At 48.1% G+C, this 11,683-nt stretch carries 17 protein-coding genes; 13 read left to right on the top strand and 4 right to left on the bottom strand.

Translation table 11 applies throughout. The features are described from left to right. Window position 1: 1 nt before the first annotated feature. Window positions 2-1,003 carry an SMEK domain-containing protein gene (locus tag AABB87_RS03050; RefSeq protein WP_341969761.1) on the bottom strand — a complete coding sequence of 334 codons (1,002 nt, stop codon included), beginning with the start codon at window positions 1,001-1,003 and terminating at the stop codon, window positions 2-4. Between AABB87_RS03050 and AABB87_RS03045 the strand changes: the two genes are divergently transcribed. The 4 genes from AABB87_RS03045 (at window position 1,002) to AABB87_RS03030 (ending at window position 3,372) form a co-directional block, all read left to right on the top strand. Further along, entirely contained in the window at window positions 1,002-1,514 is a 513-nt protein-coding gene (locus AABB87_RS03045) for a thermonuclease family protein (protein WP_341969760.1), read from the top strand. The two genes, AABB87_RS03050 and AABB87_RS03045, sit on opposite strands and share 2 nt — an antisense overlap. Window positions 1,515-1,666: 152 nt before the next feature. Next, a complete protein-coding gene (locus tag AABB87_RS03040) occupies window positions 1,667-2,251 on the top strand; it encodes a hypothetical protein (protein WP_341969759.1) in 585 nt (194 codons plus the stop codon). A 58-nt stretch (window positions 2,252-2,309) separates the two neighbouring features. Further along, window positions 2,310-2,750, top strand: coding sequence for a hypothetical protein (locus AABB87_RS03035; protein ID WP_341969758.1), 441 nt, complete (start codon window positions 2,310-2,312; stop codon window positions 2,748-2,750). A gap of 58 nt (window positions 2,751-2,808) precedes the next feature. Further along, the gene (locus AABB87_RS03030) at window positions 2,809-3,372 is read left to right on the top strand and encodes a hypothetical protein (RefSeq protein WP_341969757.1); all 564 of its coding nucleotides are present in this window, start codon (window positions 2,809-2,811) and stop codon (window positions 3,370-3,372) included. Window positions 3,373-3,435: 63 nt separating this feature from the next. Here AABB87_RS03030 and AABB87_RS03025 read toward each other — a convergent pair whose 3' ends face one another. The 3 genes from AABB87_RS03025 to AABB87_RS03015 all read right to left on the bottom strand — a co-directional run bounded on the left by AABB87_RS03025 (window position 3,436) and on the right by AABB87_RS03015 (window position 6,283). Continuing rightward, window positions 3,436-5,280, bottom strand: coding sequence for an ATP-binding protein (locus tag AABB87_RS03025; protein ID WP_341969756.1), 1,845 nt, complete (start codon window positions 5,278-5,280; stop codon window positions 3,436-3,438). Between the two features lie 64 nt (window positions 5,281-5,344). Further along, on the bottom strand, window positions 5,345-5,806 hold the full coding sequence (locus AABB87_RS03020) for a hypothetical protein (protein WP_341969754.1): 462 nt from the start codon (window positions 5,804-5,806) through the stop codon (window positions 5,345-5,347). A 129-nt stretch (window positions 5,807-5,935) separates the two neighbouring features. After that, window positions 5,936-6,283, bottom strand: coding sequence for a hypothetical protein (locus tag AABB87_RS03015; RefSeq protein ID WP_341969752.1), 348 nt, complete (start codon window positions 6,281-6,283; stop codon window positions 5,936-5,938). A gap of 216 nt (window positions 6,284-6,499) precedes the next feature. On the opposite strand from AABB87_RS03015, the gene AABB87_RS03010 reads away from it, so the two are divergent. From AABB87_RS03010 to AABB87_RS02970, 9 genes are all read left to right on the top strand, one after another. After that, on the top strand, window positions 6,500-6,682 hold the full coding sequence (locus AABB87_RS03010) for a hypothetical protein (RefSeq protein ID WP_341969751.1): 183 nt from the start codon (window positions 6,500-6,502) through the stop codon (window positions 6,680-6,682). A 96-nt stretch (window positions 6,683-6,778) separates the two neighbouring features. Continuing rightward, the gene (locus tag AABB87_RS03005; RefSeq protein ID WP_341969750.1) at window positions 6,779-8,371 is read left to right on the top strand and encodes a DNA primase family protein; all 1,593 of its coding nucleotides are present in this window, start codon (window positions 6,779-6,781) and stop codon (window positions 8,369-8,371) included. A gap of 630 nt (window positions 8,372-9,001) precedes the next feature. Beyond that, window positions 9,002-9,226 (top strand): hypothetical protein, encoded by a 225-nt coding sequence (locus AABB87_RS03000; protein ID WP_341969749.1) that lies wholly within the window; start codon window positions 9,002-9,004, stop codon window positions 9,224-9,226. Window positions 9,227-9,282: 56 nt separating this feature from the next. Then, window positions 9,283-9,540, top strand: a complete 258-nt coding sequence (locus tag AABB87_RS02995) for a hypothetical protein (protein WP_341969748.1) — start codon at window positions 9,283-9,285, stop codon at window positions 9,538-9,540. 11 nt (window positions 9,541-9,551) lie between these two features. After that, the gene (locus AABB87_RS02990; protein WP_341969746.1) at window positions 9,552-9,812 is read left to right on the top strand and encodes a hypothetical protein; all 261 of its coding nucleotides are present in this window, start codon (window positions 9,552-9,554) and stop codon (window positions 9,810-9,812) included. Continuing rightward, window positions 9,809-9,991 carry a hypothetical protein gene (locus tag AABB87_RS02985; protein ID WP_341969744.1) on the top strand — a complete coding sequence of 61 codons (183 nt, stop codon included), beginning with the start codon at window positions 9,809-9,811 and terminating at the stop codon, window positions 9,989-9,991. Before AABB87_RS02990 ends, AABB87_RS02985 begins: the two co-directional genes overlap by 4 nt. After that, a complete protein-coding gene (locus tag AABB87_RS02980; RefSeq protein ID WP_341969742.1) occupies window positions 9,988-10,443 on the top strand; it encodes a hypothetical protein in 456 nt (151 codons plus the stop codon). The genes AABB87_RS02985 and AABB87_RS02980 overlap by 4 nt, the downstream gene beginning before the upstream one ends. Continuing rightward, window positions 10,440-10,919: a hypothetical protein gene (locus AABB87_RS02975; RefSeq protein ID WP_341969740.1), complete on the top strand. Its 480-nt coding sequence runs from the start codon at window positions 10,440-10,442 to the stop codon at window positions 10,917-10,919. The genes AABB87_RS02980 and AABB87_RS02975 overlap by 4 nt, the downstream gene beginning before the upstream one ends. Window positions 10,920-11,187: 268 nt before the next feature. After that, window positions 11,188-11,667: a hypothetical protein gene (locus tag AABB87_RS02970; protein ID WP_341969739.1), complete on the top strand. Its 480-nt coding sequence runs from the start codon at window positions 11,188-11,190 to the stop codon at window positions 11,665-11,667. The last annotated feature ends 16 nt before the right edge of the window (window positions 11,668-11,683 follow it).

Below are 11,683 nucleotides of genomic sequence, written 5' to 3'. Positions count from 1 at the left end.
GTCAGTCCAACAGTCTGAAGTCCAAATCAACTAGAACTGCTTTGAGCTTCGCAGGATCGTTCTTAAGAAATCTCTTCAGCATGAGGAAAAAGTTACTGTCAAGCGATTCGATGTAGTACCTCGTATGGAGCATTCTCGGGTAGTCATCTTCAACTTCCGCAATGCCTTTCATATGAAGTTCCTGGTACATCAAGTTGGAGTGGGCCTGAGACATCTTCACCATTGTCTCGATCTTCAGAGGCGGAATCTCAAGAACGCCGCTCCAGTGATCCCGTTCCTTAGAGAAGCGAACAAGGGCAAATAGGAATTCCCTGAGCTTCAAATAGCATTCATCTTGAAGGTAGTAGTAGAGGGAGTTGATTTCGTTGACAGCCTGTTTTGCAATGGGTTCGTCAATGTCTCCATACAATTCTTCAATGAATTTTTTGGCGGATTCGGCAGGATGTCCTTGAATTACTTCCATTCGGGCAAAAAGGCTCTCTGGTGGAGCTAATGCGGCGACGATAGAAGGGAGTTCTGATCTGATGAATTGTTGCAACGAGTGATAGTTGTAGTTCGGTAGCTCCATCATTTTTTCAATCCAGAGCAGAACGTCATCTATGTCGAAAATGTTGAATTTGACATCCCCGCAATCGTAGTCCTTCTCATCTTGCTTGTTCGTGGTGAGGACGAGAATCCAAAGGGCATCGTATTCTTTGTCAAGTTTGTGGGCGAAAAACTTGGCAATGGTGTCTTTTACCTTCTTGGAAGAACTCGTTGCTGTGACTTGGATCGCCAGACGATTTGCCGAGCTGCCAAGATCAATTGCGGCTTTGCGAGGATCATCCGTATTGAGGTTGACCAGTCCCAAGCCCCTTACATGATTGAGAAGTTTGCACATGAAACTCTCAGCATCCTTGGCGGGATCTGTTCTACCGGCCTTGCAGCTCGCGGAAATTACGTATCTCAGTACAGATAGCTGAATTAGGATTTCCTTAAATGCCTCTGGAGTGGCGAAGAGCATGAATTCCCCTGATTTTTGGTTGAAGGCCCAGTCTATCGGTCGAGCTGCTGGACTGGTGGCAATCCTCTGGGCCAGCCTGCCAGCTTTTGCCGATGTGTCAGGAAGAGTGGTGGGTGTTCTTGATGGAGACACCATCAAAGTGCTGGATTCCAACCAGGTGCAGCACACCATCCGCCTCATGGGGATCGACGCCCCAGAGAAGGGCCAGCCATTCGGCCAGAAGTCCAAGCAAGCCCTCTCTGATTGTTCCTATGGTCAGATCGCCACAGTTCTAGGAAGCAAGCGGGACAAGTGGGGTAGGCTCATTGGTAAGGTGATGGTTCAAGAGCGGGACTGCAATCTTCATCAGCTTCAACTTGGCATGGCGTGGCACTACACGGCCTACAAGAAGGAGCAGACAAAGGAAGACAGATCCCTCTATGAAGAAGCCCAAGAACTAGCCAAGACTAGAAGGTTGGGGCTTTGGTCAGACTCCCATCCCATAGAGCCTTGGGTCTTTCGTCATAAATGATTGTTGTTCTTTCGACGCAATGAAAGATGATCAATCTTTTCTGCAAAGATGTGTTGACGCTAAGAAGTTCAAGACATAGAGTCCATCACATCAACAAACGGTTCCTTGTTTGTTGAGTCCACTAACAAGTTCTTGACCCAAAGGAATCAAAGATGAACGCAACGACTAAGCCTGCTGGTTCTGGCAAAACTGTCCAGCAACTGAATGATGTACTTGCAACTCTGGCTCTGGACATCATCAAAAAACAATCTCCTGAGGATCGCAAGGCGACTCTTGCCAAGATTGATGCGATCCAGAAGGAAATTGATGATCTGGAAAAGAGCCGTGGTGAGGCGATTAAGCACATCGAAGGGCTCGTTACCATGCAGGGCATCAAGTTGACCGAGCTTTCCGATGCGGCCCGTGCAGTCCTCGGTGCGGGCACTGGCGGCAAGGCCGGTGGCAAAGCCAAGGGCACTGGCACCAAGACATCGCAGAAGACGGGCGAGGTTCTTATTTCCGTCGCCAGTGCCAGCGGTCGCGGTCAGCCGGCCAAGTACAACAAGGGTCAGGCACTGCCTCAATATGTTCCAGCAGGCTTCAAAGCTCTGTACGAAGCGAACAAGAACAATTTCGATGCGAAGTTGGCCGAAAAGTTCACTGAGGCTGGCAAGGCGTATTTCGCAGCAGAAGGCAAGGAAGAACTGGCGAAGTTCGTTGAGTTCGTAAAGACCAAAAACGTCATGCTGAAGAAGTAATCCTTCTCTGCACCACCCAGAAGCGACCTACGGGTCGCTTTTTCACGCCTGAGGCACCATGAGCAGACCTGAAGACATCGGCGGCATGTACCGCATCGAGCCCTCGAAGCTGGGGCTGAAGATTGCCAATGGTTTGGAGCAGCAAGGCGAAGTCTTCCTGACCAGCAATGAGCTGCTGGAGGGCTTTGGCATGGCCTACACGGGCAAGACAACCCACACGGCCATCGACAGCCTCTTGAGCTTCGTGAAGTACCTGCAAGCCCATCAGGCCCGAGCAAGAGACATCGGCTTCATAGAGCTGGACAGATCCAGGTTGCTCTATGCCTTCACCTACACCGTGGAGTCAGCCAAGCACGACAACCAGCCCCTCTGGATCAAGGAAGCCTTCATCTTGCGAGTCCCCTTGCTGGCCCTGGTCCACGAGCTGGCCGACCTCTGGGTCATGGCCTACGAACGAAGGCCGCAGAAGGACATCGTGGCCGTGCTGGAAGGTTGTTAGTTTCGCATTGACAGCACACAACCCCGCCCGCACAGTGAAGGCCATAAAAGGAGGAAACATGGTTCCAATCTTCAGCCAGAGTGGCGGTCAAAGCCTTGGCTACGACATCAACAGCTTTATAGACCGGTTCGAACTGATATGCCAAGAGCACTTGCAGGAGGGCAGGGCCAAGGCATTCGCTTTCCTGTTTTACAACTTCAACGACCACCAGCTCGGCCAGGTCATTCAGGACCTCGGGGTGTTCGCGAAGCTGGATCGACTCTCGGGCCATGACCTGAGCATCTTCTACCTGCACAGCGGGAGCGAGCAGCACTTCGAGCGGTTCAACCGCTATTTCCAAGTCGCTCTCGGTGTGAAGGGCACGGCCAACACACCGTGCATGGTGTTCTTCAAGCTTGAAGGTGATGGCTTCAAGGACGTGGAAGTTGTCTCTCTAGATAACACCAACCTCATCAACGGCTTCCATGAGCTGTATGAAGTGGTTGATAGCTACATCAAGGCTGAGCCACCCGAGAAGAAAGAATTCAAATACCTCAAGCAGATCAAGGCTGTTGGAAAGTTTGTCGGTGCTGAAGCTGCAAAAGTGTTTGTCAAAGAGGGGATTGGAACCCTATTCAAGTAGAAATAGAAAAAGCCCCTAACATGGGGCTTTTTTAGTTGGTATACATAAGTGGAAGGCGGTGGGCTACTGCCTCTTCACATCAAACTGAAGTACTTCTTCAAAAACCCGATTCCTCGCCTTGGCATCCTTGATAAGTGCAGATGCGGGCATCACGTAGAGGTGAAGGGGAACGTCGCTCTTTTCGCCAATTGAAAAGTCATTATAGACGACACGGTCGTTCAGAGAAAAAACATCCTTGTAGCCAGTCTGCTTCATGTCTCTATAGAACTCGTCATCGATCTCCACAATTGAAAAGGCGAATACTTCTCTAACCGTCGAAATTCGATCAACAAGCTCACCTGCATAGAGTCTGCATTGCAACAAGGCCTTGTTGTTGTCAAAAATGTCCGCACCGGGTTTTTTGAATTCGATGATGACTAGCTTATTGGGATGGTTTTCAGAATCCTTAGAGAAGAAGGCGGCAACATCGGGCTTTCGCTGCTGTTTGGATTCAACCGACTCGCCTACCTCTCTGACGATCTTGGAGAGACCTTCGTCGCTGTAAATACTGGAGTAGGACAAAAACTTGTCATCGACCAACCAGACATTATTTTCACGAAGCTCTGTGCCGGTGCTCTTCTTGGGCAGAATGGCGTTGTGGATGGCTTCTTCGGCACTTGTCGAAGGCATGTTGGCCAGCGAGTCTACGACTAGCGCACGATGAACGATGAACCTCGCTAGGTCTTCACTAGCCAAATGCGAAACATCATCCCAAGACACCGCCTTGCCGGCTTCTAATGTTTCAACAACTTGGTCTTCTCTTCTAGCTTGCTGAGCCCTGTAGGTTTTCACTACCTCATCAGCATCAAGCAAAGCGGCATTGCCACCCAACGAATCAACCCTGATGAAGGGATAATATTTCTTTAGCTTTTCAATGTTGTCGCTCTTAAACTGATCAATATCCCCTTCAGCAGACTCATTGATCATCGACAAGCATTCGCTATGAATTCGCGGAAGAAGTCGTTCCCGACTAATCGGGGACATCATGTCCACTTTGTCTTCGGTCTTCGGAATTGTCAGGCTCTGCCGCTCAATGTCAGAGTTTCTGTTGAAGTACTCTGAAGTGACGAAAATCAAATGTCGGCAGACTGCGAAACGTCTGCTAATCACATATTCTTCGACGCAAATTTCATCAGCACACAAAAGGGCAACAATGCCTTTTCGTGGGGCTTCATCCCTAAATGCATAGCATTTGAACTTCATTCCATCAAGTTCAAACTCGCGATCCAGTTCGGATTTTATGTCTTCACCGGAGAATGTGAAAACATCATCAAATGGCTGCCTTGAGTTATGGGTAAACTTCAGCTTAATCGTGTGACCCGACTGGTGCTTCAGGAAGAGAAGAAGCCTTAGGTCATCACAAATGGAGTTCACAAGTTTCGTGACCTGAGTGTTGATTTTCTCTTTCAAATCACGAAGAGTGACAACGGTCGATGGCAAGCCGCCGATAGGTGATTTCTTTACATCTTCAAGCTTGAACTCAGGGGTGTAAGGGAATTCAATCAGTTCATTGGCGAGTTGACTTCGGATCTCAACCCTGTTGGCATACTTCAAAAAAGCCAAGCGACCAACACCCTTGCCACCAATGCTGTCCTTGTGGCTTGTGCATATCTCATCAAAGAAATTCAGATTATCGGAAGTAAAGCCTTCGCCATCATCCGAAATGGTGATCTGCTCCAGAACTCTTCTTTCACCTTCAGCAGAGCCTGCCCCTATTTCTGATTGCTTCTCTGAAAAATGAAGATCAACAGAAATGAGCTTTCCACCTGCATGAATTGAGTTGGTCAGAGCCTCTCTAATTACATCGCGTGCGAAAACGCCGCCTTTGTAGTGCTCTGCAATGAATTTTCTGAGGTTGATCCGTGCCATGCAGGCACGCTAGCATGGTTCGCCGTGTTTGCCAACGATTCTTTGCCTGCTAGAACATGCCAGTTCATAGCAGGTAGTAGACACTGCCTGCTATGAAGGCACATCCAATATAAAAAAGAACAAGCAACCCCTTGCGGGATGAAGATGGAGCTTTGGCGGCAGGGGTTGAACTGACTTCAGCAGCATGCTTCTTGGCCTCAGCTTGCCTCTGCTCTTTGTCAGCAGCAGCCTTGGTCTGAGCCTCCTGTTCCTTCTCCTTCTTCTCATATCCGTTCAGCCGAGCACTCAGGTTTGAATTTGTGGCTCGCAGATTGGAAAGTTCAGAGTGGAGCTGCTGAACATCCTTGGGGGTCGCTTCCTTCAGCAGGCGAAGATCCGTTCGGCAAATCTGAAGTTGCTGTTCCAGCTCCGTCCGTTGCATCGTGAGGGCATGAATCTGCCCCGTGAGGTTCATTTCATTCTGGATGTAGTTGCTGATTCGCTGGTTCAAAGCGGAATTGATGTTCCTCAAGTTGGTCAATTCCATGAACATTTGGCTCTCACTCACAGAGTCTCCCTTCGGCAGTAGTCAGGCAAAAAAAGCCATGCTCTCCGACTGAACGGACAGCAGTACAAGCGGGATGGCCGAGGCTATCCCTAACTTTGATGATCGAGTTCAACCCGCCGTCTTGGAGTCGAACCACTTCAGGATGACGAAGTAGATCGCCAAGGGCATGACGAAGAAGTACAGAGCAAGTGCCCAGTAGGGCAGATGTCGCTTCTTCCATGCTGCCAAGAAGATGGCTACTGGAACCATCAGGTAAAGGCTGAAGGCCACTGCGATGAGGGAACCATGCTCTTCAACTCGGGATGAGTTGAAAAGTTGACCTGACAGGCCAAGGCCAGCCATCAGAACAAGGCAGGCCACACCAAGCCAGCCCAATGCCAAAAGCTTGGCACGTGCATTCAAACGGTCTTCTACCTGGTCGCGCAAGGCGAACTTGTTTACGGTCATGGTCATCATGGTTCTCCCTAAGTCATAAATTCATTCCAACGCATCGGACCCTGAACGTCAAGGCCCCTCTCGTTTCTTTTCGATCTTCCTATAGCTTGTCCCAAAAGCTGGGCTCAGAGAACTCACTTATATGTATGCCAATTAATTAATTCGCAATAGTCTATTGACATTTGTAATATCTTTCCTTAATATATACAAGTATTGCAAATATATAAGGAGATGGCAATGATAGAAAAACAACCAGCAAGAGCACAAATTCCCGTCACATTCAGTCATGGAGACAAGAAACAGATGGATCTGTTCAACATCCTGAATGACTTCTGCGAGACTGAAGGGATGAACAGAAATCAGCTAATTCGTAATGCGATCAGGAAAGAGTTGATTGCAAGAGGGTTGATGAAGGCATAAAAAAGCCCCGCTTGTTGGAGCGAGGCTTTCAACCCAAGTGCAAAAAAGGAACAAGGAGCGTTGACGACGCAATAATCAGAACACCGAGGTAAATATATGTTAACAAAAGAATACAAGGAAATCAATAGCGAATCAGAAATTATTTTCAGTCCATTTGATGATGATGATCTAATTCCTAGGGCAACAGGGGCAAGTGTTCCAGCATCAGTGATTGCAAAAGCGGCAAACATGCTCGCTGCAAGTAATTCAAAAAAGAAAAAGAAAAATGATATTGCCACTGAGCTGAAGTACAGCCGAATCATCCAGGCTGACGAAGACACTGCTGTTCTAGCTCAAGAAGAAGCGGTCTATATGTACCGCTGGACAGGAACACACTGGGCCTCAATCAGTGAGCACGACGCCAAAAAGCTGGCTATGAACTGGTTGACCTTGATGGCCCCAGATGAGGCCAATGACAGGATGGCCGGTGCTTGCTATCGAACAGCCTTGCTGACTGCAAGAAGTCTTCCAGCGAAACCAACAGCCACGGTAATTCCGTTCAAGGACAACTGGCTTGAGGTGAAAGAGGATGGCAGCTTCGTAGTGATCAAGCCCAACAAGAAGATGGGCATCACCTACGAGATTGCTGCCTACCTGAACCACAGAGTTGGCCCCTATGTGCCCAAGGCAGTTCCAGAGTCCAGCAGACTCTTCAAGTTCCTCAACAGCTCGCTTCCCAACAAGGACAAGCAAGAGCTGGTTCAGGAATACAGCGGCTACACCCTCATCCCAGACACCCGCTTTCAGAAGTGCTTGGTGAACACAGGAGAGGGCAGCAACGGCAAGTCCGTTCTCATCTCCATCGTGTCAGCACTCCATCAGAAGGTCGCAGCCATGCGATTGGACAAGTTGGATGGATTCGGCACCTACAGCCTCAAGGACGCATCCTTGGCAGTCTCAGCCGAGGCCCCCAAAAAGGGGATCAACGAGGAAGTCTTGAAGTCCTGCATTTCAGGCGATGTCGTGACCCTGGAAGGCAAGTTCAAGAACCAGTTTGAGTATGCACCTACGGCCAAGTGGCTTGTCTCGTGCAACCGCTTCCCCAAAATCGAAGACGAGTCCAACGGAGTCTGGCGAAGGGTGATGATTGTTGAGTGGGATGTTGTGATCGCTGAGAACAGCCCAGACATCATCTTGGACTTGCAAAAGCTCATCATCAGAGACGAGCTAATCCATGTCGTCAACTGGTGCCTCCTTGGACTTCAGAGACTGCTCAGAAGAAAAAAGTTCGACATTCCCGATGTTGTGAAGTCATCCACCATCAAGGAAAAGGAACTCAGCAACTCAGTCCTGCCCTTCGTGGCCGACAGCATGCTCGAAGAGTCAGCAGTCTCTATCCAGAAGGATGAGGTCTATGGCCGCTACAAAGCCTACTGTGAGACTTCCGGCTTCATGCCCTACGGGAATGCTGAATTCTGGAGAAGACTCAAGGCCCGTTTCCCAAGTATGAAAGAAGAAAGAAAGAGGGTAGGCGGCGAGTTCAAACGCTATGTCTTCCTCAGCTTCCAAGGTGAATTGGAAGAAGCCCTTGACCAATCAAAGAAGGTGGAGCCTCCAGCAGTCAAGCCTGTTCCAGCAGAGGACTTTGACAGGCAGATCAACTCTTGGAAGCTCAGCAGGAATCAAAAGGAAGAGCTAGAAGTGTTTTGAAATGACTGACACGAAGATAAGAAAGCGGCCATGTGCCGCTTTTTTTGTGCCCGATTCAAAAGTGTGCCAGGCGTGCCAAGCGTGCCAACCGAGCACTTTCGACACCTGGAACAACTTAACTCATTGATTTTATTCAGCATTTCGCCTGCTGTGCCAGGCGTGCCAGGTGAAATTCAATATCTCACCATACAAACACAGACATATATGCAATAGGAATTTTTTACCTCGAAGTATTGAAAAGCACTTGGCACGTCTGGCACACCAAGCCGGAACCCGCATGGATAAAGGGTTTTGCTGTGCCAAGTGAAAAAAAGTGGCGGTTGGCACGCTTGGCACGCTTGGCACAGTCCATTTCACAAAAAAGCTAAGTTGCAGGAGCCTCATTTCAAGGCTTCGCCCATCTTTATGCCTCACGGCATTCCTAAGTTCTTCTGAGCTTTTGCCTACCCCACCTATCAGCTTTGTCTTGATTCAAGAACGAAGTGGCTTTAAGAATTTCTTATCTCCACCATTCGGCGGGAATCGAACCGTTCGTCCGAAAGTTCCAAAAAAGGCATGCTAAAGCAGTGCTAACCCTTGCCTTCTTAATTTTATTTCGTATATTGAATATATAAAAACAAAGGAATTGATATGAATAAATCGGTCAAAACAAAATTAGAAAATGAGTTCGGAATCTTCAATATCCATAACTTCATGAGCTACAGCGGAAACTACTGGCTTGGCTTTGAGTTCCAAGTCTCAACCACAGGCGATCACAGCTACACCACGTCTGTCATGGTTCGCAGCAAGGAATCCATACGCGAAGCTTTGCAAAGAGTTCTCAACCCAGTTGAGGATGATGGCTGCCACGATTGAACACATGGACTAGCCCACCAAACGGGCTCTACAACAAGAACCATAAAGGAAAAATTATGAAACACGAATCAAGTAGCTTTGCAATAGGAATCAAAAATCAGGTGGTAAGTCAAGAAGGCACTTACGAAATCTATGCGGCAATAAAAGCACAGGCAGAAGCTCAGGCAATGAGCCAAAGTAGACCGCGAAACACCATGAACTTCTCTGAATCCCGAAAATCTGGAAACCTCACTGTCATTCGATCTGAAGACGAGAAAGCCAATGTTGAGCCGATAGATAAGGTTGCGCGTAGAACAATCAACTACAAAATTTGAGGGAGAGAGACATGAGCATAAAACACCAATTAGAAGTTCAAGGAGTGATTGAGGCTCTGCAAAGAGCAGTCTCTACTTTGAAAAAGTACGAGTCCCAGCCTCATCCAACATCAGACTCAACAGAATGGGCCAAGGCATTGGTTCAAGTCATCTACAACGACCCACAGGTCGGAGGCGTCATTTTTGGATTGATTGACGAACTTGAAAGAGAATTGCCAACAAATCCAACTCCAATCTTTGAGTTCAGTCTCGATCAAGGAGACATGAAATGAGCAAGGACAAGAAGATTGAAGTCAAGATGGACGATGTGCTTCTCAATGCAATGAAGAGAGTGAGTGCAGAGCACCATTTCAAATGGCCGACATGGCTCAGAGAAGTCATCACAGCAAAGATTGAAGCCTTCGACGGCAAACCACTTAACTCAACTAACCCAAAAGGAGAAAAACAATGAAGAATTTTGAGGAAATCATCAAGGAATGCAAAGAGTACGGATCATTCACTGAGACACCAGAGAACGAGTCTCAAGCTCGCAAAAGCTTGGCTGCTCTCATACAAGAAGCACGCGAGGACTTCAACTCTGACATGAGAGAAGACGACTTGGACGGCCTCTACAAGCTGCATGACCGATTCAAGTTCAAGGCAGCGGATCACCTCAATGAAGCATTCATCCCATTCCTGAGAACGGTCTACAGCGAAGTCTTGGCTGTGCCTAACACCATGGGCAATATCTACAAGCGAAACCAAGTGTTGACTGCAATTGGCAGAGAAGGCTTCTTGGACGACACAAAACCAACGACTCACGAGGCCAAACGCAATGCACTCAAGAACAACGAGGAAGCAATGCAGAAAGACAACTTGGGTTTCTACAGAGAGATTGCACAAGCAATCGCGGTCAAAGCATGAATCAGATCAAGTCCAAAGAGAGGGTGAAGAAGCTAGGTGAGGTCTTCACGAATGACAGAGAGGTTGATGCCATGCTCAACCTTCTCCCAGCCGACGAATTTCTGAACCCTCTTGCTACCTTCCTTGAGCCAGCATGCGGCACGGGCAACTTTCTTGTCGCCATCTTGAGGAAGAAGCTCAGTTATGCCGATGGACTGTCTGAGCCCGAGGACATCTACAGCCTCAAAGTGCTCTCCAGCCTCTATGGCGTGGACATCGACTGTGAGAACGTCCAGCAGACCAAGAGCAGGCTCAAGGCCCTCATGTTGGAGCTGGTGAACTCCAGCCAGGCCGAGAGGTTTCAAGCAGCCATCGACACCATCTTGCACACCAACATCAGGCAAGGGGACTTCCTCAAAGGAATCGAGTTCCAGCCCTACTACTGGGATGGGGCTCTTGTCTCAAGTGATGGGGACAACTGGCAGGAAGCTCTATGAACCAACAGACAGAGAAAGATAAAGCGGCTCACGGGCCGCTTTTCTTTTGCTTGGTCGCAGGAGCCTCATTTCAAGGCTTCGCCCATCTTTATGCCTCACGGCATTCCACCTCATCAGCCTGAAATATTCTTAAAGCCACTTATTGATTCAATTAACCGTTCGTCCGAAAGTTCAATATAAGTCATGTCAAAGCAGGATATGCCCTTGCTTTTGAAATTCTATTTAATATACTGATTAATATATAAGAGCAATTACAGGGAGACTAAAAATGACAAAAGAGCAATTGGAGCAAAAATTCGCAGACATCCAACTCGCACTCACAAGTTACAGCGAGTACTCAGACGAAATCTCATTCAACTACTTCAAACCATCCTTGAATGCCATGGTCCAGGCTCGCGTTTTCGTTGATTTGAGAAATGAGACTCCAGCAGAAAAGATTTCTGACTTCTTGCTCAGTGCAACTACAGACTTCAAAAAGCTTCGCAACGACAAACTCATGTCCGACTTCAAAAGCACCGTTGAAGCTTTGCCATTCTGCGAAAGAGTAAGTTCTGAGAAGAGATTGAAGAACCTCATGCTTTTCAGAGCCCAATTCCCTGACCTTGAGATTGAAGACTGGGAGGACATTGGCGATGAAGAGATAGACAACCTTGCCAACTTCCAAGTTGAAGAAATTGCACTGATTACACGACTCAGAGGCAAGGTCAGAGACGACTCCAACTATGAACAATTTGACTTCGCCAACTAAACCATTAACTAAAAAC

It is taken from the genome of Roseateles sp. PN1 (assembly GCF_038419725.1).
Taxonomy (GTDB): Bacteria; Pseudomonadota; Gammaproteobacteria; order Burkholderiales; family Burkholderiaceae_C; genus Paucibacter_A.
Note: the sequence above shows the minus strand (reverse complement) of the source record. Positions and strands in the feature narration are given on the sequence as shown.